This is a genomic window from Pseudomonas fluorescens, assembly GCF_001307155.1.
Lineage (GTDB): Bacteria > Pseudomonadota > Gammaproteobacteria > Pseudomonadales > Pseudomonadaceae > Aquipseudomonas > Aquipseudomonas helvetica.
Map to the genome: position 1 here is coordinate 3589580 of NZ_CP012830.1, position 24771 is coordinate 3614350.

Below are 24771 nucleotides of genomic sequence, written 5' to 3' on the forward strand. Positions count from 1 at the left end.
CTGATGATTCCTTTGCCGGGTGCCTGCCTGTCGGGGCGTCAGTCTACGTGCGCGGTGGTGTCTGTTCGCTGTCGGTGAGCAACTGTACGAACTCCTGGGGGAGCACGGCTTTGCTGAAGAAGTAACCCTGGCCTTCCTCACACTGAAGGGCCTTGAGAAAGTCCAGCTGTTCCAGGGTTTCCACGCCTTCGGCGATGATATTGAGGTTGAGGCTCTTGCCCAGGCTGATGATGGCGCTGACCAGCGCAGCGTCGTTGTTTTCGGTGCTCAGCCCGCGTATGAATGACTGGTCGATTTTCAGTACATCGACCGGGAACCGTTGCAGGTAGCTCAGGCTGGAATAACCGGTGCCGAAATCATCGATTGCCAGGCGCACGCCCAATGCCTTGATGGCGTGCAGGGTCTGCACGGTGGCCTCGACGTTCTGCATCAGCACGCTTTCGGTGATTTCGAGCTCCAGTAGCGTTGGGTCGAGGCCGGTCAGTTCGAGGATCCGCACGATACCGTCGACAAAGTCGTGCTGACGGAAGTCGATGGCGGAAACGTTGACGGACATGCTGATCGCCGGCAATCCGGCCAGTTGCCAGGCGCGGGCCTGTTGGCAGGCCTGGGTCAATACCCATTTGCTCAGGGGAATGATCAGCCCACTGTCTTCGGCCACTCCAATGAAATCCATTGGGTACACCCAACCGTGACCGGGTTTGAGCCAGCGGATCAAGGCTTCCGCACCGACCACTTTACCCGTGCGCAGATCCAGTTTGGGTTGGTAATGCAGGACGAACTCATCGCGTTCCAGCGCCAGGCGCAGGCCGGATTCGATGCTTTGCTGTTCACGGGCGCGCTGATTCATCTCGTCAATGAAAAAGCTGAAGTCGTTAAGGCCTCTCTCCTTGACGTTATGCATCGCGGTTTCGGCTTTCTTGATCAACGGCACGGCATCGAAGCCGTCGTCCGGGTAGATGCTGATGCCCAGGCTGGCGGTCACACTCAGGTCATGGCCGGCAATGTGCTGCTGGGTGTTGACGGCTTTCAGCAGCTTTTCGGCAATGCCTTGGGTTTGCTGGGGATGGTGGATGTCCGCGAGGATCACCACGAACTCGTCGGAACCGTAGCGAAATACCGAATCGGATTCACGCACCGTGGACGCGAGGCTCCGGCCGACCCGTTTGAGCATTTCGTCGCCCACCGGGTGGCCCAGTGCGTTGTTGATGCGCTTGAAGCGGTCGAGCCCCAGAAATATCACCGCCAGTTGTTTGTCGTGTCGCCGTGAAAGGGCCAGGGACTGAGTCAGTCGATCACCGAGCAAAGTGCTGTTGGGCAGGCCGGTCAGTACATCGTATTGCAGCAGATGGGAGACTTTGAGCAGTTCCTGAACGCGGTCTTCGATGGTTCGCTCCAGGCTGAGCATTTTTATCGCGGCGTCCTGGGCCATCTGCCATTTCCAGGTCAGGGCACTGGCCATCTGACGGATTTCCAGGCTGTCGAAAGGCTTTTTCAGCACCAGCAACTGGTCGCCGAACGCCAGGCGTTCGGCCATCGCTTCCCAGGTGTAGTCAGAGAAGGCGGTGCACAAAGCTATTTGCAGGTGCGGGTCGACCTTCCAGAGTCGCTCGATGGTTTCCAGGCCGTCCCAACCCGGTGGCATGCGCATATCGGTAAACGCCAGGGCATAGGGCCTGCCTTCGGCCTGGGCACGTTTTACCAGCTCCAGTGCTTCTTCTCCCTGATAGGCCGAATCGAGGAGAAACGTCGGGCGAACGCGTTGTTCTGTGCCGAATAACAGTTCCTCGGTGCCGGCCAGCGACTGCTCGTCCGGCACATCGGGGCTGAGAATCTTGCGAAAGTCCTGATGGATCGAAGGCATGTCATCGATGATCAGGATGCGCCGGTTGGTGGGGGCGAGCGATGGTTTCATCCTCGGTCCTCCGGTGGATAGCACGAGTCTTCGAGCAGCGGGTTCGTTGCGCCGGGGAAGGTCGGCGGCACGATGCTGCCGGCCATCAGCAACGCCGCTGCCTGCTGGCTGCTGACGGCTTTGCTGAAGTAATAGCCCTGAGCGTTCATTGGCGAGCCGGTGGAGATCAGCGAGCTGCGCTGTTCCTGGGTCTCGACACCCTCGGCAATGATGCCGATCCCCACTTCGCGGGCGAAATTGATGATCGCGCGCAAGGTCGTGGCGCTGGCGGGATCGCGAGTCGCGGTGTCGATGAAAGCCTGGGCGAGTTTGAGGTGATTGACTCGATAGGTCTTGAGGTAGTCGAACGAGGAGTACTCGGTGCCGAAGTCGTCGATGGCTATTTTCACCCCCAGCTCACGCAAGCGCGGCAGCACATCGTTGTGGGTCCATTTGGTTTGCGCCAGTGTCGCTTCGGTGACGTCGAAGCGCAGGTCCCAGGGGCAGAGGTTCCATAGGGCCGTGGTGCGCAGCACGTCGTAGATCAGGTCCGGACCGCTCTTGAGCTGGGCCAGCGAAAGCTTGATTGCAATCACCGGGGGCGCCATGCCTTCGTCGCGCCACTCACGCATTTGCCGACAGGCCCGATCCAGCAACCAGTGCCCGAGCGCGATGATTACACCGGTTTTTTCCGCCGCGGGAAGAAACATATCGGGTTCCAGTATTCCTCGCTCTGGATGACTCCAGCGGACCTGGGCTTCCATGCCAAGGATCTTCCCGGTACTCAGGTCGACTTCGGGCAAATAATGCAGTTCAAGCTGGTTTTGCTCGATGGCTTGTTTCAAATCGTTGGCAATCGACACCCGGTCGAGTACTTCCTGATTGATCTCCTCGGAGTGGAAGTGGTACTGGTTGCGACCTTTTTCCTTGGAGCGATACAGCGCCATGTCGGCTTGAGCCAACAGGCTTTCGGCACTCAGGCTGGTACTGGAGTAAGTGCTGATGCCGATGCTGACCGAAACCCGCACATTGTTGCCATCGAGGGTGTAAGGCATTACCAGTTCATCGCGGACCTTGCCTGCCAGGGCCGCCGACTGTGTCGGGTCGCTGGCGTCGAGCTGCACGATTGCAAACTCGTCACCGCCGAGACGCGCCACAAGGTCGTTTTCGCGGACACAGGCCTTGATGCGGCGGGCGACTTCCTGCAACAGCAAATCCCCGATGGGATGGCCCAGGGTGTCGTTGATGCGTTTGAAATGATCGAGGTCCAGGTAGAACACCGCGAAGGGGGCGCCGCCCCGACGGGCGGCAGCGAATGCCTGGTGCAGGCGTTCGAGGAGCGTTGTTCGATTGGCCAGCCCGGTCAGCCCGTCGGTACGTGCCAGCAGGGCGATCTTCTCTTCGGCCAGCTTGCGTTCAGTGATATCGATGATGATGCCTTCGACTTCCAGCAAGCGTCCGTCCTGGTTACGCACCGGTACGTAGCGGTTTTCGACCCAGCGCCAGTCGCCGGTGCCGGTGCGCAGACGAAACTCGATGGACGCCCCGACAGCGTCCCGGTCGAGTATCCGTGCCATGGCATTGTCGACTTTACCTTGGTCCTCGGGATGAATCAGCTCCTGAGCCCAGTTTGCCGACGCCACCAATTGCGCGGCCACGTGACCGAACTTGGTAATGTTGTGGGAGATGTACATCAACGGGAACGAGGGTTCGCCGCGCAGCCGGTACAAAATGGTCGGGCTGTTCTGCACGATGATATTGGCGTCGGACAGCTCGCGGGTGCGCTCCTCGACCGCCTGCTCCAGCAGGTTCATCTTTAATTCGGCTTCTTCGGTCATTTGCCATTTGACGGTCAGGGTGCTGGCCATCTGCCGGATTTCGATGGCATCGAAAGGCTTCTTCAGGATCAGCAAGCGATCGCCGAGCTCCAGCCGTTCGGCGATATCGTCCCAGGAGTAGTCGGAATACGCGGTACACAGCGCGACTTGCAGTTTTGGATCGACCTGCCAGAGCCGTTCGATGGTTTCCAGTCCGTCCCAGCCGGGCGGCATACGCATGTCGATAAAGGCCATCGCATACGGAAGGTCCTTGGCCAGGGCGGCTTCGACCTTGCGCAGGGCTTCCAGGCCCTGAAAGGCGCTGTCGAGCACAAACCCCAGGTCCGCAGCCACTGCTTGCGTGCCGAACAGGGCTTCTTCGGCGCTGCTCAGCGCATCATCGTCGAGCACGTGGGGGCTGAGGATCTTGGCAAAGTCCTGATGGATAGAGGCGGTGTCGTCGACGATCAGGATCCGTCGGTTTTTTCGCGCAAACGGTGTCTTCATTGCAATGCACCGTTGCAAATAAGCCCTCGCAGCGTCGTGTTCATACGGCATCCCTTCCTGATCGCAGTGTGGCTACGGGTGCAGATTTTGGATCCAGGTACCCAGAGCATAGTCTGCGACTCTCAAGTTCGCCGCCTGCCGTGTGGCAAATCTATTGCGAACTGTGCTGAAAAACCGTCTAGCCTGTAGTTCAGGCCCAAGGAGGAGGGGGAGTTCCCTTGGGTGCTCACAAACGACTGGTCTGTTTCAGCTGAGGTAATGCCATGGATGAGCCGCTTAAACCCCGAGTGTTACTGGTTGATGACGAAGAATCGATCCTCAATAGCCTGCGTCGGCTGTTGCGCGGCCAACCCTATGAAGTGCTGCTGGCCACAAGCGGCACCCAGGCGTTGGAGATCATGGAGCAGCAACCGGTCGATCTGGTGATGACCGATGCCCGCATGCCCAACATGGACGGTGCGACCCTGTTGGCGCACATCCACGAACACTATCCCGACACCGTACGCATCCTGCTGACCGGCTATGCCGATCTCTCGATGATCATCAAGGCGATCAACGAGGGGCAGATTCACCGTTACATCAGCAAGCCCTGGAATGACGAGGAAATGCTGCTGACCTTGCGTCAGTCGCTGGCGTATCAGCTCTCCGAGCGCGAGCGGCTGCGTCTGGTGCAGTTGACGTGGGATCAGAACGAGCAGTTGAAGCTGCTCAACGTGTCCCTGGAAAAACGTGTCGCAGCGCGCACCGCGGAGTTGCAGCAGACCGCCGACATGCTCGATCTGGCCTATGAAGAGCTCAAGCACAGCTACGTCACCGGCACCGAAGTGTTTTCGCTGCTGGCCAACTTGCGTCTGCCACCGGCCAAGCAAACCAATCGGCAAATCATCGATCTGGTGCGTATCTACTGCCAGACCCATGGGCTGGATGAGGCCAGCAGCCGAGACCTGACCATGGCTGCGGCGCTTTACAACATCGGCAAGCTGAGCTGGACCGACGGCATGATGACGACGCCTTCGGACCTGCTGCATCACCCCGAACGGGAGCTGTATCGCGGTTATCCGAAACAGAGCGAATCGCTGTTGATGACCCTTGAGCCGATGAAGGATGCCGCACGCCTGATCCTGCACCATCAGGAGCGCTGGGACGGCAGCGGGTTTCCCGATCGCCTCAAGGGGGAGGCAATCCCTTTGGGTTCGCGCCTGCTGAAGCTGGCCGTGGACTTCATCGAATTGCAGTGCGGGCTGATTCTTGAGCGAAACATGAACAGTGATGAAGCGCTGCTGTTCATCCGCAAATACACCGGGCGTTTCTACGACCCGGAGCTGGTGGAAGACTTCGTTCAGGTTTGCGCCACCTACCAGCGTGATATCACCCTCGGCGATCCGACAGTCAAGGTGCTGAGCACCCGCGATCTGGCGGCCGGGATGGTGCTGGCGCGCAACCTCAATGCCGACAACGGCATGCTGCTGCTCAATGCCGGCAAGGTGCTCAATGGCCCGCTGGTGGAAAAACTCATCGCCTTCGAAGCCATGGAGGGTGCCAGGTACAGCGTATTTGTCCACGTGCCCGAGGAGCTGGAAGCGGTGATTTCTGCGTAGATACCGTTGTGAACTTCACCGGGCATCCGTAGGCGCACGGCTTGCCGGCGATGGCGAGTCCACAGACGTCATCACTGGCAAGCCATGCTCCTGCGGGGCGGTGTTTTTCGAGGTGACGCAGCACCTGCACTCATGTGATCCTTGGCTCTTTTGTCCAAGGCCATCGTTGATCCATGACGCTTTCATCCTCTGTTTCACCGCGCATTATCCGCATTGCCGCTGCCCTGCTGATCGGCCCGGACGGTCGAACCCTGCTGGTGCGCAAGCGCGGGACCCAGGCCTTCATGCAACCGGGTGGCAAGATCGAGGCCTCTGAGCAACCGATCGATGCGCTGGCCCGCGAGCTGGAAGAAGAACTGGGTTTGGTCATCGACACCCTTCAAGCGAGTTATCTGGGCAAGTTTTCTGCCCCGGCAGCCAATGAGCCGGGGTTTGTGGTCGAGGCCGAGATTTTTCAACTGGATATCCAGCAACACGTCACCCCGGCGGCAGAGATCGAAGAAGTGCTGTGGATTGATCCGCACAATGTCGTTGATTTCATCCTGGCGCCATTGACACGGGACCTGATCCTGCCGTTTTATCGTGCCTCCCTGACGGCTCCGGCCTGACCCCCCCACACAATGACAAGGACTGCGTCATGATTCCAACACATGATCTGTTGATTTTTGCGGCGGCCTCGCTGCTACTGGTGCTGACCCCGGGCCCGAACATGATCTATCTGATCTCCCGTTCGATCTGCCAGGGACGCAAGGCGGGCGTGACCTCGTTACTTGGGGTTGTCGCAGGTTTTTTCGTGCATCTGTTCTGCGCGGCGGCCGGTTTGACAGCACTGTTCATGGCGGTGCCGATGGCTTACGAGGCGCTCAAATGGGCCGGCGCCCTGTACCTGCTGTGGATGGCCTGGCAGGCAGTCAAACCGGGTGCGCGCTCGCCCTTTGAGGCGCAGCAACTACCGCCGGATTCTTCTCGAAAACTGATGCTGATGGGCTTTTTCACCAGCGCATTGAACCCGAAAATCGCGGTGTTCTATCTCTCGGTGTTCCCGCAGTTCATCAGCCCGGAACACGGTTCGGTGTTTACCCAAAGTATTGCCCTGGGCCTGACCCAGATCAGCGTGAGTTTCACGGTTAACCTGTTTATCGCACTGTTTGCTGCCGGGATTGCCTCGTGGTTCGTCAACAATCCGAGCTGGCTGGCGGTTCAGCGCTATTTCATGGGCTTCGTACTGGCCGGGCTTGCAGTGCGACTGATGTCTGAACAGCGGCGCATGGCCTGAAGCACATGGCAATCCAACGACTCGATGCCAGCCATGCACTCGCTTACCGGGCGCTGATGCTTGAGGCCTATGACCGTCACCCGCAGGCGTTCACGTCGAGTGTCCGCGAGCGCGCGGTAATGCCGTTGAGCTGGTGGGAGTCACGCTTGACCAGCCCGCTGGACGTGCTGTTCGGCGCATTTGAAGGCGACGAACTGGTAGGCATTGTCGGCCTGGCCTTCGAGGCACGGGAAAAAGCCCGGCACAAGGCAACGCTGTTTGGCATGTATGTGTCAGACGAGGCCAGACAGCGGGGGCTCGGTTATCAGCTGGTTCAGGTGCTTTTCGACGAGGCACGGTGTCGGTCGGGCTTGAAGCTGATTCAACTGACCGTCACCGCTGGCAATGACGCCGCATTGGCGTTGTACCAGCGTTGCGGTTTCGTGCAGTTCGGGCTCGAACCGCTGGCGGTGCGGGTTGGCGAAGAGTACTTCGACAAGATCCATATGTGGCGCGAAGTCCCGGCCTGACGCTGAGTGCTTTTGTGGCGAGGGAGCTTGCTCCCGCTGGGCTGCAAAGCAGCCCCAAGCTCTGCCACCACGCTCTGTCAGGTATACCGCGTTCGCTGACATTACGACGGCTTCGCCGCCGAGCGCGAGCAAGCGCGCTCGCCACAGGTGTGATACCTGTCAGAGAATGTCAGCGCACCGCGCTAACCCCATCCAGGGTCGAGAACGAGGTGTCCTTGGCCGTCAGCAGGAAGTCGCGCATGTACGGCGCGTCGAGCATGTCGGCGCGGATCCCGGCGTATAGCGTGGCAAATAAACCTTTCTCACCGAGCCGCTTGGCCTTCACGTAACCCCGTGAGCTGTATTCATGCAGCGCCCAATGCGGCATGCCGCAGACGCCACGGCCGCTGGCCACCAACTGCATCATCATCACCGTCAGTTCCGAAGTACGGACCTGCGCCGGTTCAATGTCGGCCGGTTCCAGGAAGCGGGTGAAGATGTCCAGCCGATCACGTTCCACCGGGTAGGTGATCAGGGTTTCGCTGAGCAAGTCTTCCGGGACGATGTACGGCTTGTTCGCCAACCGATGCTGATTGGCCACCGCGAGCATCGCTTCGTAGGTGAACAACGGCACGTAGGTGATCCCGGCCAGCTCCAGCGGGTCGGACGTTACCACCAGGTCCAGGTCGCCACGGGCCAGGGCCGGCAGCGGGGCGAAGGAAAAGCCCGACGCCAGGTCCAGCTCGACTTCCGGCCAGGCATCGCGGAACTGGTCGATGGTCGGCATCAGCCACTGAAAGCAACTGTGGCATTCGATTGCCATGTGCAGCCGTCCGGCGGTGCCTCCGGCCAGGCGCGCAATGTCACGTTCGGCACCGCGCAGCAGCGGCAGGGTGGCATCGGCCAGTTGTAGCAGGCGCAGGCCGGCGCTGGTGAAACGCACCGGTTTGGTTTTGCGCACGAACAGCGGCATGCCCATGCGCTCTTCCAGCTCTTTGAACTGGTGGGACAGGGCGGACTGGGTCAGGTGCAGACGGTCGGCGGCGTCGACCAGGCTGTCGGCCTCGCGCAAGGCGTGCAGGGTCTTCAGGTGACGGATTTCGAGCACTGGGGGCTCCATGAGCAAATTTTGTGATCAACACGAAAAGGTTGAGTTTGTCTCATGTTGGGTTGGCTGTCGACAATAGGGCCATCTTTTACTTCGGAGAAACACGCCATGGCCTTGGCCCACACACTCGGTTTTCCACGCATCGGTGCCGACCGCGAGCTGAAAAAAGCCCTCGAATCCTACTGGAAGGGCGACCTCGATCAGGCCGGGTTGCAAAGCGTCGGCCGTGAACTGCGAGCCAGACACTGGCAAGTGCAGAAAGACGCCGGTATCGACCTGCTGCCGGTGGGCGACTTCGCCTGGTACGACCAGGTGCTGACGCACTCGCTGACCTTTGGCGTGATCCCCGAACGCTTCGACAGCGCCAAGGATGCACAGGGCCTGCCGACCCTCGACACCTTGTTCGCAATGGCCCGTGGCGCCAGCGCAAAGTGCTGCGATGGTGAGTCTGCCAAGACGCACCATGCGCAGGAACTGACCAAGTGGTTCGACACCAACTACCACTACCTGGTCCCGGAATTCAGCGCTGACCAGCCGTTCAAATTGAGCTGGGAGCAGCTGTTCGACGAAGTCGACGAAGCCCACGCCCTCGGTCACCGCGTCAAGCCGGTGATCATCGGCCCTTTGACTTACCTGTGGCTGGGTAAAACCAAAGGCAACGACTTCGACAAGCTTGAGCTGCTCGAACGCCTGCTGCCGCTGTACGGCGAAATCCTCAATCGCCTAAAGGCCCAAGGTGTGGAATGGGTGCAGATTGACGAACCGATCCTGACCCTCGACCTGCCGCAAGCCTGGAAAAACGCCTTCGAGCGCGCCTACCACATCCTTCAGTATTCGCCGCTGAAGAAACTCGTGGCCACCTACTTCAGTGGCCTGGAAGACAATCTCGGGCTGGCGGTGAGCCTGCCGGTGGACGGCCTGCACATCGACGCGGTGCGAGCGCCGGAACAACTGGGCCAGGTACTCGATCGCCTGCCGACTTACAAAGTGCTGTCGGTGGGCCTGGTCAACGGTCGCAATGTCTGGCGTTGCGAGCTGGAACAGGCGCTGGCACAACTGAAACCGGCGCAAGAACGTTACGGCGACAACCTCTGGGTCAGCAGCTCGTGTTCGCTGCTGCACAGTCCGGTGGATCTGGACCGTGAAGACACACTCGACGCCGAGCTGAAGAGCTGGCTGGCGTTCGCCGTACAAAAGTGCGCTGAAATCGCCGTGCTGCGGGATGCGCTCAACGATCCGCAAGCGCCGAAGGTCCAGGCTGCTCTGGCGCAGAACCGTGCCGTGCAGGCCAGCCGTGCGCAGTCGCCACGCATTCACAAAGCCGAGGTGCAGGCGCGCATCCGGGCCATTCGCGACACCGACAGTCAGCGTCATTCGGTGTTTGCCAAGCGTATCGAGTTGCAACGCGCTCGCCTGAATTTGCCGGCCTTCCCGACCACCACTATCGGCTCGTTCCCGCAGACCGCATCGATCCGTCTGGCGCGTCAGTCGTTCAAACAGGGCAAGCTCTCGGCCAACGATTACACCGACGCGATGCACAGCGAAATCCGCCACGCGGTGCAAATCCAGGAACGTCTCGGCCTCGACGTGCTGGTGCACGGTGAAGCCGAGCGCAACGACATGGTCGAGTACTTTGCCGAGCAACTCGACGGCTACCTGTTCACCCGTTTCGGCTGGGTTCAGAGCTACGGTTCGCGCTGTGTGAAGCCGGCGATCATCTATGGCGACCTGAGCCGTCCGAAGGCCATGACCGTCGACTGGATCACTTACGCCCAGAGCCTGACCGACAAGGTCATGAAAGGCATGCTGACCGGGCCGGTGACGATGCTGATGTGGTCGTTCCCGCGCGAAGACGTGTCGCGTAAAGTCCAGGCGCAACAGTTGGCGCTGGCCTTGCGCGATGAAGTGGTCGACCTGGAGCAGGCCGGGATCAAAATCGTCCAGATCGACGAAGCGGCGTTCCGCGAGGGCTTGCCGCTGCGCCGGGCGCAGTGGCAGGAATACCTCGACTGGGCGGTGCAAGCGTTCCGCTTGAGCGCGTCTGGCGTGCGCGATGAAACCCAGATCCACACCCACATGTGCTACAGCGAATTCAACGACGTGATCGAATCCATCGCGGCCATGGACGCTGATGTGATCACCATCGAAACCTCGCGTTCGGACATGGAGTTGCTGGAAGCCTTCAAGGCCTTCGACTACCCGAACGACATCGGCCCGGGCGTCTACGACATTCACTCGCCACGGGTGCCGGACACCACCGAGATGGTCAAGTTGATGAGTAAGGCGGTGCAGCGGATCCCGGCCGAACGGCTGTGGGTCAACCCGGACTGCGGCCTGAAAACCCGCGCCTGGCCCGAAACAGAAGCCGCGTTGGTGAATATGGTCGCCGCCGCGCGCCAACTGCGTAATCAACTGGCCTGACAGAGACCCGTAGGAGCAAAGCTTGCTCGCGATGAACGATGACGCGGTCCTTCAGACAAACCACGTCGCCGGCATCGCGAGCAAGCTTTGCTCCTACAAATAGATTTCGACAACTGACCGTTGAGCACTCTTCATCAAACTGTCACGTAACTGTGGCAGCGCGCTTTAACAAAGTTCATCAGACTCGCTCTCTACTGGGGTTCTGCGTTTCGGTGTTTCTTCATGCGGGTACGATTTTTTTCAACGGCGGTTTTTTTGACCGCTCTGCTATTCGGCTTACCGTCTTTGGCGGCGTCGCGCTGCGATGTCAATGTTCCGACCGAGCGGGTCGATCTGGCGCAGGTCAGCCTGGCGTACCAGAGCATCGGTCGTGCGTCCGATCCTGCATTACTGCTGGTGATGGGCCTGGGTGGCCAGTTGATTCACTGGCCGGACGAGGTGGTGGTGGCGCTGTGCGAGCAGGGTTTCCGGGTGATTCGCTATGACAACCGCGATGTCGGGCTGTCGACCTGGCGTCAGGCTCCGGCCAACGCCAACCTGACCTTTGAGGTGCTGCGCTACAAACTCGGATTGCCGGTGGCGGCGCCGTACAGCCTGACGGATATGGCGGACGACGCGCTGGGCCTGATGGATGCGCTGCATGTCGAGCAATTCCATGTGCTGGGCGCGAGTATGGGCGGGATGATCGCCCAGCACATGGCGGCCATGGCACCGCAGCGGGTCGAGAGCCTGACGCTGATCATGACCAGTTCCGGCGCAGAAGGGCTGCCGGCGCCGAATGCGGCGCTGGTGCAATTGCTCTCACGGCGCGGTGCGCCGAACCGTGAGGTGGCGCTGGAGCAACAGGCTGATCTGCTGGCCGCGCTGGGCAGTCCGCAAGTGAGCGATGATCGCCAGGCGCTGTTGCATCAGGCCGCGGTGGCGTATGACCGGGCGTTTAATCCTGAAGGCGTGAAACGCCAGATCATGGCGATCCTCGCCGAACCGAGCCGGGTGGCACTGCTCAACCAACTGCGGGTGCCGACGCTGGTGGTGCACGGTACTGCTGATCCGCTGTTGCCGGTGATGCATGGCATTCACCTGGCGGCGCATATCCAGGGCAGTCAGTTGAAGCTGATTCCGGGGCTGGCCCATCGTTTTCAGGAAGCGTTCAAGGCGCCGTTACTGGCGGCAGTGTTGCCGTACCTGAAAACCCATCGTGAGGACACCGCGCATTGGGCGCAGATCGATCCGGTGCAGGCACCGAACCTGTTGTAACGCTCAACGCGCCTTTGTGGCGAGGGAGCTTGCTCCCGCCGACCGGTCCGCGTTCGGGCGCAGCAGTCGCAGACTGTTTCTATCTGAAAGTACGCGGTGACGGGTTTAGGGCCGCTTCGCCCGAACGCGGACCGGCCCAGCGGGAGCAAGCTCCCTCGCCACAGGGACCGCGTCGAGGGTTTTAGCGGACGATTTTGTCCACATGAATCCCGAGTTTTTTCAGCCGATACCAGAAGCTGCGCTCCGAGATGCCGATCAGTTGCGCAGCGGCCGCTTGCACGCCATTGCTTTGTTGCAGGGCGGCAAGAATGTACGACTTCTCGACTTCCACCAGCGCGGCGTCGAGGTCCGGCGGCACGCCAGTGCCTACGTTGAGGGGCACGCGGGTGCCGTCGACGGTGGGTCTTGAGGCGAACAGGTACGCTGGTAGATCGTCCTCCTCGATCACCGAACCCGAGGCCACGATGGTGGCTCGTTCAACGCAGTTCTGCAGTTCGCGGATGTTCCCCGGCCACGAATAATTGGCCATGGCCTGCAAGGCTTCCGGGCTGAAACCGGTGATGCGTTTGCCGGCGGTGGCGCCGAGGGTGTGAGCGAAGTGTCGGGCCAGTGGCGCGATGTCTTCGACCCGTTCACGCAGGGCGGGCAGGGGGATCGGGAACACGTTGAGGCGATAATAAAGGTCTTCGCGAAACTCTTTGTTGGCCACCGCTTCCAGCAGGTTCTTGTTGGTGGCGGCGATCACCCGCACATCGACTTTGCGCTCGCGCGGGTCACCCACCGGCTCGATCACTCGCTCCTGCAAGGCCCGGAGGATTTTTGCCTGCAAGGCCAGCGGCATGTCGCCGACCTCATCGAGAAACAGCGTGCCCTTGTCGGCCTGCATGAAGCGCCCGACCCGATCCGCTACGGCGCCGGTGAAGGCGCCTTTGCGATGGCCGAACATTTCACTTTCCAGCAACCCTTCGGGGATCGCCGCACAGTTCACGGCGACGAAGGGTTTGTCAGCACGGTTGCCGTGTTTGTGGATGGCCCGGGCGACCATTTCCTTGCCAGTGCCGCTTTCGCCGGTGAGCAGGATGGTCGCATTGCTTTCGCGTACCGAATCCACTGCTTGCAGCACTCGGCGGAAGGTCGGGCTGTCGCCCACCAGGCTGTCGATCTGCTGGTGTTCTTCAAGCTCGGCGCGCATGCGCTGGTTGTCTTTGAGAATGTCGCGAAATTGCAGGGCCTTGTTGACGGTGATGTCCAGCTCATCGATGTCGAACGGCTTGGCAATGTAGTCGAAGGCGCCATTGCGCATCGACTGCACGGCATTTTTAACCGTGCTGTAGGCCGTCATGACGATCACCGGCAGTTGCGGATAGCGCACTTTGATTTCCGCCAGCAACTGCGGCCCGTCCATGCCGGGCATGCGCCAGTCGCTGATCACCAGGTCGATGTCTTCCTGTTCCAGCACCTTGAGCGCGTGCAGGCCATTGCTGGCGGTGAACACCTGGATGTCGTTCTGGCTCAGGGCCGAGGCCAACAAGTCGCAAAGCTTGGGCTCGTCATCGACCACCAGAATGTTATGCGTCATCACTGTCCTCGTCGTCGCTGTCGTCTTCACCGTTGGCCGGAATGTACAGGCTGAATGTGGAGCCGGCATCTTTTTCGCTGATGCATTCGACCCGTCCGTCATGGTTCTCCATGATCGAGAAGACTTTTGCCAGCCCCAGACCGGTACCCGAAGCCTTTGTGGTGACGAACGGTGTAAAAATCCGTTCGAGCATGTCCGGTTCGATGCCTTGGCCGGTGTCGGAAACACTGATGACGGTGTATTCCTTGTCGCTGGTTATGCCCAGGGTCAGGCGACCGCCGTCGGGCATTGCGTCTATGGCATTGATCACCAGGTTCAGGCAGGCCTGTTTGAGCTGTCGTGCGTCGGCATAGATGGTCGCGCCAGGGGCGTTGTCTTCGATTCGGGCGTCGATGTTGTGAGTCGCCAGTTCCGGGGCGCAGAACCCGACCAACTCATCAAGCAGCGGTCGCACCGGTTGGGTGGAGCGCATGGGCGCGTTGGGCTTGGCAAAGTCGAGGAACTCGGTGATCAGGTCGTTGATCCGGGTGACCTCGCTGACCACGTATTCCAGATGCCGCTTGTCGGTCTCGGGCAGGTCGGCGCGACGGTGCAGTAATTGGGTCGCGGTCTTGATGATGCCCAGCGGGTTGCGGATTTCATGGGCCAGCCCCATGGCCACTTCACCCAGGGCGTGCAAGCGATCGCGGCGGCGCAGTTGCGACTCCAGGTGCTGCAACTCGCCGAGACGTTCGGTCATGTGGTTGAAGGTGCTGCTCAGTTCGGCCAGTTCGTCGCTGCCATAAACCGGCACTCGCTGACGATAATCGCCGTCGATCACCGCCCGAACGCCTTTGGAGAGCGCGCGCAGGGGCTGGGTCAGGCGTTGCGAGACCAGCCAGCCGACACCCAGCGACAGCGCCGAACTGAGGATGAAAATCAGAATGAACAGGTTGCTCTGGTTCACCAGCCCGACCAGGCTGTTGTGGCGCAGCAGGCCACTGAAGATCACCCCCTGAAGTTCACCGCTGTCATTGAGGATTGGCCGATAGATGCCGCTGTAGTTTTTGGTGAACTGTTCGATCGGATTTTTCGTGGTGCGCAGGATCTGCTCGATGTCTTCGGGCACCTTCATGGGGTGATCTTCGAAGCGCTGGGTCGCGAAAATTTCCGAGAAGTCATCGGCCTTGGCCAGGTACAACCGCAGGTCAAGGGAATGCACATCGGCGACGCTGGTGAGAAAGCTGCTGTCCAGGTAGTTGGCGAGGACCAACTGATAATCGACCCCAGCCTGTGTTGTCTGGAAGGTCGAGACCAGGATGCCGGTGGACGCGCCCGTGACCTGAATGGTTTGCAGGACGGCTTTGGGCGCGGTGTTGATTTGCTGGACGATGTCGTCGGCCACGGTACTGAACAGCACTTTATGATCGCTGGTGCGCACCAGCGCCACGACGTCGATGCCCATGGCTTCGGCAATGTCGGCGCTGAGGCGGTCCTGCCGGGCCGAGAGCTGGTCGTTGATCGGGCGGATGTGGCGCAGCAACAACTGGGCGACCCGCGTGTTTTCGCGGAGGATTTCGCGGACCTCGTCTTCGACGATCTTGGTCGATTCCTGCAACCAGATGCGCACGTTGCTATCGAAGATCTGTGACAGCGTGGTGGCCGCCAGTTCCGCAGCGATCATGGTCGGGATCACGCTGACCAGCCAGAATGCCAATACCAGCTTGCGTTGCAGGCTCCAGCGGGAGATGGCGAAGGGCAGGGCTTTACGGCGTCGGACTTTGGTCATCAGGTTTCGCTTATCGCAGCAGCCATCGCTGGGTCGGATTTATCCGGTCGGATAAACAGTTTCACAAGTTTCAGTAATGTATTGAGCAACCCGCTGCGGTGGTGAAAAAACAGCGTATTGCCTTCAAATTTACAACCGAGCCGCAGCGTACTGGCATAGTCGGGCTGGCCGCACTCATACAGCGGGATTTTATGCTGAATACAATAGTCGACATTGGCCAGCCAGCTTCTGAAGTACAGGTTGTACTCACGGGACTGTTCCAGGTCGTGGGCAAAAAATTTGTCCACCAGTCGATGTTCGTCCAGCAATAGCAGGTTGAACGCCACCAGTTGCTTGTCCACCCAATACAGTACGCACGCGGCACGTTGGTCGAGGTGTTCGAGGATACTGGTGAAATACTCTGCCGACAGTCGTTCGAACGTCAGATCACTGCGCGCCAGAGTGGCTTCATACAAGAGCATCATCTGTGGCAATACATCGTCGACCGAGCGTCGCCATTCGATTCGCGGGCCTTGCGCCCGAAGTTTTCGGCGCAAGTCCTTGCGGGTGGATTTGCCCAGCGTGCCGAGGTAGGCGTCGAGTGAGCCGAACGCAATCGGCAATACTGCACTGGGTAAAGCGGGCATGGTTTGCAGCCCGGCCTCGCGGCAGACTTCAATCCACTGGTGATCGTGGCTGGGCACATCCTTGACAGCCAGCAGGCCGATCCCGGCCTTGTCGGCATCGTTGCGGGCCAACGCCAGCAACTGACGCAGCAACGCCGGACGCCGGTCGCCAGCGATATGGCTGGCGGTGCCTGCATGGCATTGCTCGGTCACTGGCGATCCGATGGCGTACAAGCGAATTTCCAGCACGCCCGGCAACCATTGGCGCAGGCATTGCGTGATGCGTTTGCCGATGCCCTGCATCGTAGTGTCGAGCGAGCACTGTGTGGTAAATGCCGCGGCTGCGGCTATCAATGTGCTGCCTTCATAGAGTGCAAGGTAGCGCCACTTGAAGTCGGCGACCCCCGCCCGTTCAACCGCCCGGTAATAATCCCAGTCCTCCAGTTCCCCAGGGAAACAGTCATTCCAGGCGCAGCGTTCGATGGCCTCGATGGTTGAAAAGGCTTGGGCGGTAATCACGTCTTGTCCTTAAGCTACGCCAGCTGTCGATACTCTTCACGCTCGCCAGGCTTCATGGAAAGCTGATGGACAAAGTCCGCGCTCAGGTCCACGACGCGGCGGTATTCCAGGTCAACTGTGATCATGTGATAGCAGTTGTCCAGCAGGATCTTGGTGACTGGGCCGCCGAGATGACGTTCGACGTAGTCGGCGTTCCAGCGGCTGGTGATGTCGTCTTCGATGGAGTGCAGCACCAGTGCTGGTGTCTTGATCGACGGCATGCGTTTCTTGACCACGGCATTCATCCGGTGCAATTCGCGCACGGTGACGCCTTCCATGGTCAACAGACCGGCATTGCTGCTTTCGCCGTCCTTCATCTGGCGTTCGACGATCGCCCGCAGGCGCTCGTTCTTGATGCCATAAGGTGGCTTCTCTTCGAAGCTGCAGATGTGCACGCCGAACGGAATCTTCATCAGCAAAGGCGTCAGGAACGCCAGTTTGTGGATGCTCCAGCCGTCGTAGCGCAGGGTGGTCGAATACATCAGCAGGCCGGCGACCTGTCCTGGATGCTCGGACGCGACGTACATGGACATGACCGCGCCCATGGACAGACCGCCGACGAACACCTGTTCGTGCTTCTGGCGTATGCCCACGAATGTCTTGCGGACACCTTCGTACCAGTCCTGCCAGCCGGTGGCTTGCAGGTCGGCGTTATCACCGCAGTGCCCGGCCAGGGTTGGCACGTACACCGTGCAACCCGATTTGGCCAAGCCGATGGCAACCCGACGCAACTCCGTCGGGGTGCCGGTCAGGCCGTGGATCAACAACACCGCGACCTCACCACTGCCGAGAACGAAACCGGTGCTACCTTCGCCGAGATCGATCTCTGTTTCGTTCATCGTTTCATGGCCCGGTTCAGCAATTGCTCGAGCAGTTTCAGGCCCAGGTCGATTTCCGCGTAGCTGATTTCCAGCGACGGGGCCAGGGTGATCACGTTCTTGTAGTAGCCGCCCACGTCGAGGATCAGACCCAGTTTCTGACCGTCAACCACCATATCGCCCTTCATGCCTTCCTCGACCATGTAGTCCAGGGTCGCCTTGTCCGGGGTGAAGCCGTCAGTGGTGCAGATTTCGCAGCGCAGGGCCAGGCCCAGGCCGTCGACGTCGCCGATGATCGGGAAGCGTTTCTGCAGCTCTTGCAGGCCTTCGAGGAAGTACTTGCCCTTGGCCATGACCATCGAGCCGTAGTCGACTTCGTGGGTCATCTTGAACATTTCCAGACCGACCGCAGTCCCCAGCGGGTTGGACGCGAAGGTGGAGTGAGTCGAACCTGGCGGGAACACCTTAGGGTTGATCAGCTCTTCGCGAGCCCAGATACCGCCCAGTGGGTTGAGGCCGTTGGTCAGCGCCTTACCGAAGACGATCACGTCCGGCTTGACGTCGAAGTGTTCGATCGACCACAGCTTGCCGGTACGCCAGAAACCCATCTGGATTTCGTCGACGACCATAAGAATGCCGTGCTGATCCAGCACTTGCTTGAGTTCACTGTAGAAGTTCATTGGCGGAATCACGTAGCCGCCGGTGCCCTGGATCGGCTCGACGTAAAAGGCTGCGTATTCGCTCTGGCCGACTTTAGGGTCCCACACGCCGTTGTATTCGGTTTCGAACAGCCGGGCGAACTGCTGCACGCAATGGCTGCCGTATTCTTCCTTGGTCATGCCTTTCGGGCCACGGAAGTGGTACGGGAACGGGATGAAGTTGGCACGCTCACCGAAGTGACCGTAGCGGCGACGGTAGCGGTAGCTCGAAGTGATCGACGAGGCGCCGAGGGTACGACCGTGGTAGCCGCCTTCGAAGGCGAACATCAGGCTCTTGCCGTTGGTGGCGTTACGCACGACTTTCAACGAGTCTTCGATGGACTGCGAACCGCCGACGTTGAAGTGCACGCGACCGTCGAGGCCGAACTTGTTCTTGGCGTCGACCGCGATCATTTCCGACAGCTCGATCTTGCCTTTGTGCAGGTACTGGCTGGCGATTTGCGGCAGGGTGTCGATCTGTTGTTTCAGGGCGTTGTTCAGGCGCGGGTTGGCATAGCCGAAGTTGACCGCCGAGTACCACATTTGCAGGTCCAGGTAAGCCTGGTCGCTGGTGTCCCACACGTACGAGCCTTCGCAACGGCTGAAAATACGCGGTGGTTCGATGTAGTGAACGGTGTCGCCGTAGGAGCAGTACTTGGCTTCTTTTTCCAGAAGAATCTGGTCTTCTGCGGTAGCAATTCGGATATCAGACATGGTGGAAGAGTTCCTGATTGTGTAGCGAGAGTTCAGAAGAGGTTTCAAGTGCGAAGTCAGTGGCGTTGGCTGCGCTGCCGGCCGGCAGTTTGGCCAGCAAGGCCGGAAGTTCGGCGAAGCTGTCGAAGCGGGCGTAAGCGATGCCATTGCGTTCGCAATGTTCGGCCAGGCGGTCCTTGGCAAATACGAAGTCGGCGGTGGAGGCCACGCACATGTCGGACTGACCGTCACCAATCACCAGCACGCGTTTGCTGCTGGGCGTGGATTTGCATTTGCAGTTGCCGGAAGCCGCGCGGCAGGCCTCGCTCGAATACGGGAAGTCGATGCGCCAGCTGTTGTTGTCGACCTGGCGCAGGCGGTTGGCGAGGATCGGCAGGAGGCTGACGTAGTTGCGCGACAGAATCCGCGCGATACCTTGTTCGATACCGTCACTGACGACTTCGATGGAAGCCCCCAGGCCGACCACATGGTCGACAAAGTCCGGGAAGTCGGCATCGATTTCGACGCTGTCGAAGAACTCGAGCAGTTCATTGGGCGTTGCCTTGACCAGTGAAAGCTGGCGGCTGAGGCATTCACGGGAGCCGATAGCACCGCTCAGCCACTCTTCCTCGATCGCTTCCCAGCTCGGGTCGGCGAAACGTTGGAGAATGCTGTCGATTACGTCGGTCCGGGTGATGGTCCCGTCGAAATCACACACGATATGCCAATCAATCATCTGCATTACCTATTGGGGCAGGGGCGCGCTGATGCGCTTGCAACGGGGTAGAGCAGGGACTGTGCCAAGTTGTTTCAAGCCCAGCGGGCTAGGGCTCTGAGATATGCTGGGCAGGAAATATGTCCGGCTAGCTACAATTTTTGTAGGTTGCTACAAACAACATGAGTGCTTGCGCAGCAAAGTCGACCTGGGAGTTGATGCGCGCCTGTACTGATAAGGAATCGCTTTATGTTCAGGATTACCTCTGCTGTATTCACTGCCTTGCTGGGCCTTGGCGGCTTTTGCGCCACCGCGCAGGCTGCCGGGATAACCGGTGAGGCGGGTCTCGGCATGAGCAATCAGCCCTATGACCCCACGGGTAGCCGTTATGAAACCGTGCCGGTGCCTTACTTCGATCTGGACTGGGGCGATGTCAGCCTCAGCACCGACGACGGTTTGACCTGGAGCGCCTTGAAAGCCAATGGTTTCAGTGCCGGGCCATTTATCAACTACATTCCGGGCCGTAACTCCAATGGCACGCTGCGAGGCCTGCACAATGTGTCGGCCATGGGCGAGGCCGGCGGCTTCGTTCAGTACAGCCCGGCTGATTTCTGGCGCATTTTCGCTTTCGTCGGCCATACCGTGGGCGCTAATCGCGGCCAGGGTGGTGTGCTCGGTCGGGTGGGCGGGGAAGTGGGTTATCCACTGGGGCTGGGGATCATTGGCAGTAGTGAACTGAGCGCCAATTTTGCCGATCGCCAGCAGACTCAGACGTTCTTTGGTGTTTCCCAGAAAGATGCCCGGGATTCGGAGTTCCGTCCGTACAAGGCCAGTGGCGGCTTGCAGAATGTGGCGTTGACCCAGAACTTCGAGTTCCCGCTGGCCGCAAAGTGGTCGCTGGTGACCAGTGCCACCTGGAAGCACCTGACCAATTCGGCGGCGGACAGCACTATCGTCAAACAAGAAGGCCGCGTGAACCAGGGCGAGGTTCAGGCGGCGATCAGCTACAAATTCAATTGACCTGAGCTCAGATCCCCGTAGCAGCCTGCGTTCGGCTCGGTCCGCGCTCGGCTGCGTAGCAGTCGCAATCAAGTAACTCTCGGTATTTCTGGAAGTACCGGATGGCCGGTTTTACGACTGCTGCGCCCGAGCATGGACCGGCCGGCGGGAGCAAGCTCCCTCGCCACAGGGGGTTCTGGTCAGGCGTGAACGCGGACCCAAACAGAAACCAGCACCGTCGCCGCCATCAGCCACGCAAGCGCAGCCACCGCCAGCGAGGCCTCCAGGCGAAGGCGATCGACCATCACATACAAGGTTGCCAGATAAACGAAGTACGGAATGATCGACCACATGCCAAACACGATGGTGGTCTTCAGATCGTCCAGCGAGCGGCCCTTGCCGACGATGTAATGGGCAATCAGTGCAAAGGTCGGAAACAGCGGCACCAGGCCTGCGATGTAATAGTTTCTGGTTTTGGCGAGGAAGGCGAGGATCACCACCACCGCGGCGCCCAGTGCAGCTTTTAACAGTAGATCCACGAAAACTCTCGCAGTGGGTTAGTGGCTCAAGCCGTATTTTTTAACTTTGTCGAACAGCGTGGTCTTGGCCATTCCCAGTTCCTGGCTGGCCTGGGTCAGGTTGCCGCCGCTGCGCTGCAAGGCATCGTTGAGCAGGTTGCGTTCGAAGGCTTCCACCGCTTCGGAGAACGCCAGGCCTTGGGCGGCGCCACCGCTGCCGGACTTCTTGAAGGCCGGCAAACCCAGGGCAAAACGCTCGGCGACGTTACGCAGCTCGCGCACGTTGCCGGGCCAGTCGTGGCTCATCAGGTTCGACAGGGTCTGGTTGTCCAGCTCAGGCAGCGCACGGTCAAAGCGCAGGGACGATTGCTGCAAGAAGTGTTCGAACAATTGCAGGATGTCTTCGCGACGCTCACGCAGCGGTGGCAGTTCCAGCGTCACTACGTTCAAGCGGTAATACAGGTCGCTGCGAAACTGGCCGGCGCGGCTCAAGTCGTCGAGGTCAGACTTGGTCGCCGCGATCACCCGGCAGTCGACCGCGACACTCTGGTTCGAGCCGAGCCGCTCCAGCGTGCGCTCCTGCAATACCCGCAGCAGTTTGATTTGCAGCGGCAATGGCATGCTTTCTACTTCGTCGAGGAACAACGTGCCGCCGTGGGCATGTTCGATCTTGCCGATCCGGCGTTTTCCGGCACCGGTGAACGCATTCGCTTCATGACCGAAAATCTCACTTTCGAACAGGTTCTCCGGCAGGCCACCGCAGTTCAGCGCGACGAATTGCTGCGACTGACGGCGGCTGAAGTCGTGCAGGCAACGCGCGACCAGCTCTTTGCCGGTGCCGGTCTCGCCTTCGATCAGCACGTTGGCCGACGTATCGGCGACGTTGGCGATCAGCTCGCGCAGGTGCTGCATGGCGGGCGAGCGCCCGATGATCCGCCCCTCCAGGGAATCACGCTCGGCCAGTTGCCGGCGCAACGAGGTCACTTCGCGAGCCAGGCTGCGTTGCTCCAGGGCGCGGCGTGCGACGTCGACCAGGCGTTCGGGGGAGAACGGTTTCTCCATGAAGTCGTAGGCGCCTTTTTGCATCGCGCCAACCGCCATCGAGATGTCGCCATGACCAGTGATCAGCACCACCGGCAGGCTACGGTCACGGGCCTTGAGGCGGTTCAGCAGTTCCAGTCCATCGATGCCCGGCAGGCGAATGTCGCTGATGACGATCCCGGCGAAGTTGTCGCCGACTCGCGCCAGGGCCTCTTCAGCGCTGCCAACGCCTTCGCAGGGGATATCTTCCAGAGCCAGCGCCTGCTGGCAACCGAGCAGGACATGGGGATCGTCTTCGACGATCAGCACACTAAGGTCGTTGTTCATATCGGCTCGGCAGGAACGGGGCTTACCAACGGTAAGCTGAGGACGAAAGCGGTACCACCGCTGGCCGGGTGCTCGACGCCGAGGTGACCGCCAGTGGCGGCCGCCAGGCTCGCCGACAGGGTCAGGCCAAGGCCCAGGCCCTGCTCGCCGGGTTTGGTGGTAAAGAAAGGTTCGAACAAATGCTTGCGGGCTTCGGCGTTGATACCGTGGCCGTTATCGCGGACGCGCAGGCGATATTTGCCGTCGACAATGTCACCTTCCAGCCATAGTTCGGGCAATGGCTGCGCTTGCATGGCGTCCAGGGCGTTGCCAATCAGGTTGACCAGAATCTGTTCCAGGCGGGTCTGGTCGATCTGTACTTGCACGTCGCTGAACTCGCGGTGCAACAGCAAACGAGCGCTTTCAAGGCGTGCGCCGAGCAACTGCAAGGCGGCATCTACCGCTTTACCGAGGCTGGCCTGGCCCTGATCGTCGCCGCGCCGGGCAAAGGAGCGCAGGCTGGCGGTAATCCGGCCCATGCGGTCGATCAGATCGTTGATGGTTTTCAGGTTGGCACTGGCGATGTCCAGCTGACCGCGCTCGAGAAAGCGCACGGTATTGCCGGACAAGGTACGCAACGCGGCCAGCGGCTGGTTCAATTCGTGGGCAATGCTGGTGGACATCTGGCCGATGGCCGCGAGTTTACCGGCCTGTACCAGTTCGTCCTGAGCCCGACGCAAGGTTTCTTCGGCCTGGCGCCGTTCGCGGATCTGGCTTTTCAGGCGCTCGTTGCTGGCCCGCAGGTCGGTAGTGCGTTCGGTAATCCTGCGTTCGAGCTGATTGTTGGCTTCTTGCAGCGCTTCGCGGGCGGCGAGGCGGGTGGCGATGACTTTGCGCCGTTCGTTCCAGGCAATCAGCAGGAACGCCACCAGCGCGAAGGCCACCGCGACCAGGATGCCCTGGTTGATCGCTTCCCGACGCAAATCCCCGAGCGGTGTGAGCAGGGTGAAATTCCACGGTGTATCGCTCAAGACGCGGGTCTGCGACAGGTAACTGATTTCCTGTTCATCCGAGACCAGCTCGGCGTTGGCCGGGAAGGTGATTTTCTCCACGCCTTCGGACAGCCGCTCGCGGGCCAGCGGTTCCAGTTCGTTGAGCGGGTACCAGTAATATTGCAGGCTGCGGGCCAGGCGTTCCTTGGTGTCGTCGCTGAGCGGGCGAACCGATTTGAGCCGCCGCGCCGGGTCGCTGGACAGAATGATGATGCCATTCTCGTCGCTGACGAAGGCTTCCAGGCGTGCACGCTGCCAGCGTTCTTCCATGGCTTCGAGGCGGACTTTGACCACTGCGACGCCGATGATCTTGCCTTGCTCTTCCAGGCCATGGGCCAGGTAGTAACCGGGCTCGCCGTTGGTGCTGCCAATGCCGTAGAAACGACCGGGCTGACCGCGTACGGCATTCTGGAAATACGCACGGAAGGACAGGTCTTCGCCTAGGTAGCTGTCGACATCGCGCCAGTTACTGGTGGCCAGTACCCGACCGGTGGTATCCATCACGTAGATTGCCCGACTGCGGCTGCGCCGGTTCAGGCCTTCGAGGTAATTGTTGACCGCTTGCCGGTGCTCGGGCGTAGGGTCGCCCAACAGTTCTGAAACACTCGATTCGAGTTCCAGCAGGCTGGGCAGGTAGGTGTATTTGCTGATCTCGCTTTCGACCGCGCGGGCGTGCAGTTCCAGCTGACGTTGACCGTTCTCGCTCAGGCTGCGAATTCCGTAGTGCTCGCTGACCCAGAAGCCGAGGTAACCCAATCCGACCATCAGCAAGATGATCAGCGGTGGCAGGAACAGTTGGCGAATCAGACGAGGTTTCACGGCAAGTGATGGCGGCGCTGCGCGATAGAGAGTGGGGTCGCATTTCATCACAGATGCCTTGGGTCAACCAGTGTGGCGGCGGGCCTGCGCTCGTTTCAGTCGAGCGCAGGACCTGTGGCGAGGGAGCTTGCTCCCGCTGGGTCGCGAAGCGGCCCTAAAACCTGCCAATGCATTTAATCTGACACACCGCACTGACTGGTTTACGACTGCTGTGCCCGAGCGCGGACCGGCCGGCG

General features: G+C 60.2%; 19 protein-coding genes. 7 read left to right on the forward strand and 12 right to left on the reverse strand.

Annotated elements, in window-relative coordinates; all coding sequences use genetic code 11:
- Positions 1-43 precede the first annotated feature (43 nt).
- Both AO353_RS16180 and AO353_RS16185 read right to left on the reverse strand, forming a co-directional pair.
- Positions 44-1915, reverse strand: a complete 1872-nt coding sequence (locus AO353_RS16180) for a putative bifunctional diguanylate cyclase/phosphodiesterase (protein WP_054595858.1) — start codon at positions 1913-1915, stop codon at positions 44-46.
- Positions 1912-4218, reverse strand: a complete 2307-nt coding sequence (locus tag AO353_RS16185; RefSeq protein WP_054595859.1) for an EAL domain-containing protein — start codon at positions 4216-4218, stop codon at positions 1912-1914. Before AO353_RS16185 ends, AO353_RS16180 begins: the two co-directional genes overlap by 4 nt.
- A 263-nt stretch (positions 4219-4481) precedes the next feature.
- Here AO353_RS16185 and AO353_RS16190 point away from each other — a divergent pair, with 263 nt between their 5' ends.
- From AO353_RS16190 to AO353_RS16205, 4 genes are all read left to right on the forward strand, one after another.
- Complete coding sequence (locus tag AO353_RS16190; RefSeq protein ID WP_054595860.1) at positions 4482-5816, forward strand: HD domain-containing phosphohydrolase; 1335 nt, start codon at positions 4482-4484, stop codon at positions 5814-5816.
- Between the two features lie 173 nt (positions 5817-5989).
- Positions 5990-6424 (forward strand): NUDIX hydrolase, encoded by a 435-nt coding sequence (locus AO353_RS16195; RefSeq protein ID WP_054595861.1) that lies wholly within the window; start codon positions 5990-5992, stop codon positions 6422-6424.
- Between the two features lie 29 nt (positions 6425-6453).
- Positions 6454-7092, forward strand: a complete 639-nt coding sequence (locus tag AO353_RS16200; RefSeq protein WP_054595862.1) for a LysE family translocator — start codon at positions 6454-6456, stop codon at positions 7090-7092.
- A 5-nt stretch (positions 7093-7097) separates the two neighbouring features.
- Positions 7098-7601: a GNAT family N-acetyltransferase gene (locus tag AO353_RS16205; RefSeq protein WP_054595863.1), complete on the forward strand. Its 504-nt coding sequence runs from the start codon at positions 7098-7100 to the stop codon at positions 7599-7601.
- A gap of 169 nt (positions 7602-7770) precedes the next feature.
- Here the strand turns inward: AO353_RS16205 and metR are convergent, their stop codons facing one another.
- Positions 7771-8688 (reverse strand): transcriptional regulator MetR, encoded by a 918-nt coding sequence (metR, locus tag AO353_RS16210; RefSeq protein ID WP_054595864.1) that lies wholly within the window; start codon positions 8686-8688, stop codon positions 7771-7773.
- A gap of 108 nt (positions 8689-8796) precedes the next feature.
- Between metR and metE the strand changes: the two genes are divergently transcribed.
- Both metE and AO353_RS16220 read left to right on the forward strand, forming a co-directional pair.
- A complete protein-coding gene (gene metE, locus AO353_RS16215; protein WP_054595865.1) occupies positions 8797-11109 on the forward strand; it encodes a 5-methyltetrahydropteroyltriglutamate--homocysteine S-methyltransferase in 2313 nt (770 codons plus the stop codon).
- Positions 11110-11331: 222 nt separating this feature from the next.
- Entirely contained in the window at positions 11332-12366 is a 1035-nt protein-coding gene (locus tag AO353_RS16220) for an alpha/beta fold hydrolase (RefSeq protein WP_054595866.1), read from the forward strand.
- Between the two features lie 181 nt (positions 12367-12547).
- On the opposite strand, the gene AO353_RS16225 is transcribed toward AO353_RS16220, so the two are convergent.
- From AO353_RS16225 to AO353_RS16250, 6 genes are read right to left on the reverse strand one after another with little or no spacing between them, the layout of a single operon-like run.
- Positions 12548-13945 (reverse strand): sigma-54-dependent transcriptional regulator, encoded by a 1398-nt coding sequence (locus AO353_RS16225; protein ID WP_054595867.1) that lies wholly within the window; start codon positions 13943-13945, stop codon positions 12548-12550.
- A complete protein-coding gene (locus AO353_RS16230; RefSeq protein ID WP_054595868.1) occupies positions 13935-15713 on the reverse strand; it encodes a sensor histidine kinase in 1779 nt (592 codons plus the stop codon). Before AO353_RS16230 ends, AO353_RS16225 begins: the two co-directional genes overlap by 11 nt.
- A complete protein-coding gene (locus AO353_RS16235; RefSeq protein ID WP_054595869.1) occupies positions 15713-16837 on the reverse strand; it encodes a GNAT family N-acetyltransferase in 1125 nt (374 codons plus the stop codon). The genes AO353_RS16230 and AO353_RS16235 overlap by 1 nt, the downstream gene beginning before the upstream one ends.
- A gap of 14 nt (positions 16838-16851) precedes the next feature.
- Complete coding sequence (locus tag AO353_RS16240) at positions 16852-17715, reverse strand: alpha/beta hydrolase (RefSeq protein WP_054595870.1); 864 nt, start codon at positions 17713-17715, stop codon at positions 16852-16854.
- A complete protein-coding gene (locus AO353_RS16245) occupies positions 17712-19106 on the reverse strand; it encodes an aspartate aminotransferase family protein (protein WP_054595871.1) in 1395 nt (464 codons plus the stop codon). Before AO353_RS16245 ends, AO353_RS16240 begins: the two co-directional genes overlap by 4 nt.
- Positions 19099-19821 carry an MtnX-like HAD-IB family phosphatase gene (locus AO353_RS16250; RefSeq protein WP_054595872.1) on the reverse strand — a complete coding sequence of 241 codons (723 nt, stop codon included), beginning with the start codon at positions 19819-19821 and terminating at the stop codon, positions 19099-19101. The genes AO353_RS16245 and AO353_RS16250 overlap by 8 nt, the downstream gene beginning before the upstream one ends.
- Positions 19822-20049: 228 nt before the next feature.
- Here AO353_RS16250 and AO353_RS16255 point away from each other — a divergent pair, with 228 nt between their 5' ends.
- Positions 20050-20820, forward strand: coding sequence for a MipA/OmpV family protein (locus tag AO353_RS16255; protein WP_054595873.1), 771 nt, complete (start codon positions 20050-20052; stop codon positions 20818-20820).
- Positions 20821-20999: 179 nt separating this feature from the next.
- Here AO353_RS16255 and AO353_RS16260 read toward each other — a convergent pair whose 3' ends face one another.
- From AO353_RS16260 to AO353_RS16270, 3 genes are read right to left on the reverse strand one after another with little or no spacing between them, the layout of a single operon-like run.
- The gene (locus AO353_RS16260; RefSeq protein ID WP_173859969.1) at positions 21000-21329 is read right to left on the reverse strand and encodes a GlpM family protein; all 330 of its coding nucleotides are present in this window, start codon (positions 21327-21329) and stop codon (positions 21000-21002) included.
- A 27-nt stretch (positions 21330-21356) separates the two neighbouring features.
- Complete coding sequence (locus AO353_RS16265; RefSeq protein WP_054595874.1) at positions 21357-22685, reverse strand: sigma-54-dependent transcriptional regulator; 1329 nt, start codon at positions 22683-22685, stop codon at positions 21357-21359.
- A complete protein-coding gene (locus AO353_RS16270) occupies positions 22682-24583 on the reverse strand; it encodes a sensor histidine kinase (RefSeq protein WP_054595875.1) in 1902 nt (633 codons plus the stop codon). Before AO353_RS16270 ends, AO353_RS16265 begins: the two co-directional genes overlap by 4 nt.
- Positions 24584-24771: the final 188 nt, after the last annotated feature.